Consider the following 2,137-nt stretch of genomic DNA (forward strand, 5'->3'; position numbering starts at 1 on the left):
AATCACGATAACAAAGGTAATATGGTATTTTTCCCTTAGAAGGGTAGATCCATATCCCTCCGTTTAAGTTGCTTTCTATCTTTTTGGACATATTGTAATTCTTATATTTTTAATTTTTATTTTTAATTTTAAATTGCTATTTTCTTCATTAAACTCAATTATGCCCCTTGTCAATTTTCCCAGGTATATTCTCTCCTTTCTATCGGTATTATGTACAACTACTTTAAATTCATTTTTTCTTAAAAAAATAACGGCTTCCTCATCTTCATAAGGAGGAAATAGACTGGCTATATAACATAATGTCTTCTCATCCATAATCCTTTAATTATTTTTTAATATGAGAGACTATACTAAAAGTCTGACCTCCTCTCCGCCCTGAAGGGCGAGGGTTCCCCTCAGAGCGGTTCATAGGTTTTGATCCATACGTTTCACCCTCATAGAATCATAGCTAGCTGGTACTACCAGCCCCGATCCTCTCGTCCACGTATAGACCAGTGGGGTGGTCTTACCCCAGCTTATCCCTATCCCTCTGGTGCTCCCACCATCATTAGGACTCAGGATTATGGATATGTTAAACGCACCAACTAGGTCTGCGTTATATACTTTGTTAGATGTTGTACACTTAAACAAACCCCTTGTAACTCTTTTCCCGCATCCATTGCCGTGGATGGGACAGGTAGTTGAAGTATATGCCTCGTTAACAAACTCAACAGTTATTCCGTGTTCTTCAGCAACATCCCTCAACTTTTCCATAACTTGTTTATAAGACCAGACGTTAACAACTAGAAAGTTACCCTTTTTCTGACTTATGTTCTTTGGGTAGCCAACCTTGATTAGAGAAACACCTTTGTTGTATAGGAATTCAACAACTTTCCTTACGGTAGCGTCTATTATAGCGTTTAACTCCCTCTTCCACTTTACATATAATCGCCTTATTTCATTTGAGAACAGTTGATTATACAAGGATAACAATTTCTGTTTCATACTTATCAATTTTCTGTAGTAGTACGAGATTGATTTTAACACTCTAGTCTTGATTAACATCTGTGTACCGTCTGATACATAGACAGCAAAGAGATTGTTTACACCTATATATCTATCCCACCTACTAAATTACCTTTTAGTGTTAGTGGTACTTTCACCCACTTACCCGTATCTCTATTAAGTCTTTCACTTGCCTTTAAGGTAATGTGTGCATACCACTTTCCTAATACGTCATTATATATTATTTCTAGTCTTCCTTGTTCCCCTCTATAGTAAATTTCCCCATTGTATTTTATCTTCAACCTGTCGAATTTTCTTAAATGATGAAGTTCTATCTCTTGTTTCTCTTTATCTATCTTGTATTGATCTTTCCTCAACACTATTATTATCTTCCTCTTCTTCTTGTCTTTCCAATAACCAGGTGGGTTTATCTTGTTGATGAATGGTGGTAGTAGTTTCTTCTTTGCTCTTAACAAGGAGAAGAATGAACTCCACGCCTCATTGTTCTTGTTTAATACTTGTTGTGCTGTTATTGTACCTATCATGTTCTTATACTCATTATACCACTTTGTATAGGTACCCTTGATATCAACACCACGTTCACCGTTAAAGAACTGTCTTCTCCTTTCATAGTTTACTTGGTTCCATAGTTTTGAACACAAGTTTCCTAGTTCTTTTAACTCCTCCTCTTGTTCTTTTGTTGGTACTAGATCTACAGTTATGGTGCGTCTTAGGACTGATACGGTAGGCATAGGGACTGATCCCTTCTTACTCTTCTTAGGTTTACCTACCGTACCGTCCTCATTAGGAGTTACTCTCTATCTTTTTATAAACTTTTTTTGATAACATCCCCGCTCTGAAGAGCGAGGCTTTCAGTTGTAAACGATTCGTAACCTAGCTAACTTTTACTTTAGTTTCGCTAATAATTATCTTGAAAAATTCAATAACCTTCTCTCTATCTACTTTACTCAAAAGATCTTCTATTAAGTCCTTATATTTTGCTCTTACTTCCTTTAATACTGTTAACCCCATATCTGTGACTCTTACTTTAACAACTCTCCTATCTACGGTGTCTCTATTTCTTATTATCAGATTATCCCTTTCTAATTTGTCCAAAATCTCAACCATTGTAGACTTATTTACGTCTACTAGT

4 protein-coding genes are annotated in these 2,137 nt (G+C 36.0%); all 4 read right to left on the reverse strand.

The window, feature by feature from the left end; translation table 11 throughout:
- Window positions 1–75: 75 nt before the first annotated feature.
- On the reverse strand, window positions 76–315 hold the full coding sequence (locus CM19_RS00325) for a hypothetical protein (protein ID WP_048098476.1): 240 nt from the start codon (window positions 313–315) through the stop codon (window positions 76–78).
- 90 nt (window positions 316–405) lie between these two features.
- Complete coding sequence (locus CM19_RS12665) at window positions 406–1,044, reverse strand: zinc ribbon domain-containing protein (RefSeq protein WP_160164842.1); 639 nt, start codon at window positions 1,042–1,044, stop codon at window positions 406–408.
- A 44-nt stretch (window positions 1,045–1,088) separates the two neighbouring features.
- Entirely contained in the window at window positions 1,089–1,736 is a 648-nt protein-coding gene (locus CM19_RS12670) for a hypothetical protein (RefSeq protein ID WP_081801157.1), read from the reverse strand.
- Window positions 1,737–1,878: 142 nt separating this feature from the next.
- The coding region (locus CM19_RS00335; protein WP_048098477.1) for a MarR family transcriptional regulator at window positions 1,879–2,137 on the reverse strand (259 nt) is incomplete at its 5' end.

Source organism: Candidatus Acidianus copahuensis, assembly GCF_000632495.1.
Taxonomy (GTDB): Archaea; Thermoproteota; Thermoprotei_A; order Sulfolobales; family Sulfolobaceae; genus Acidianus; species Acidianus copahuensis.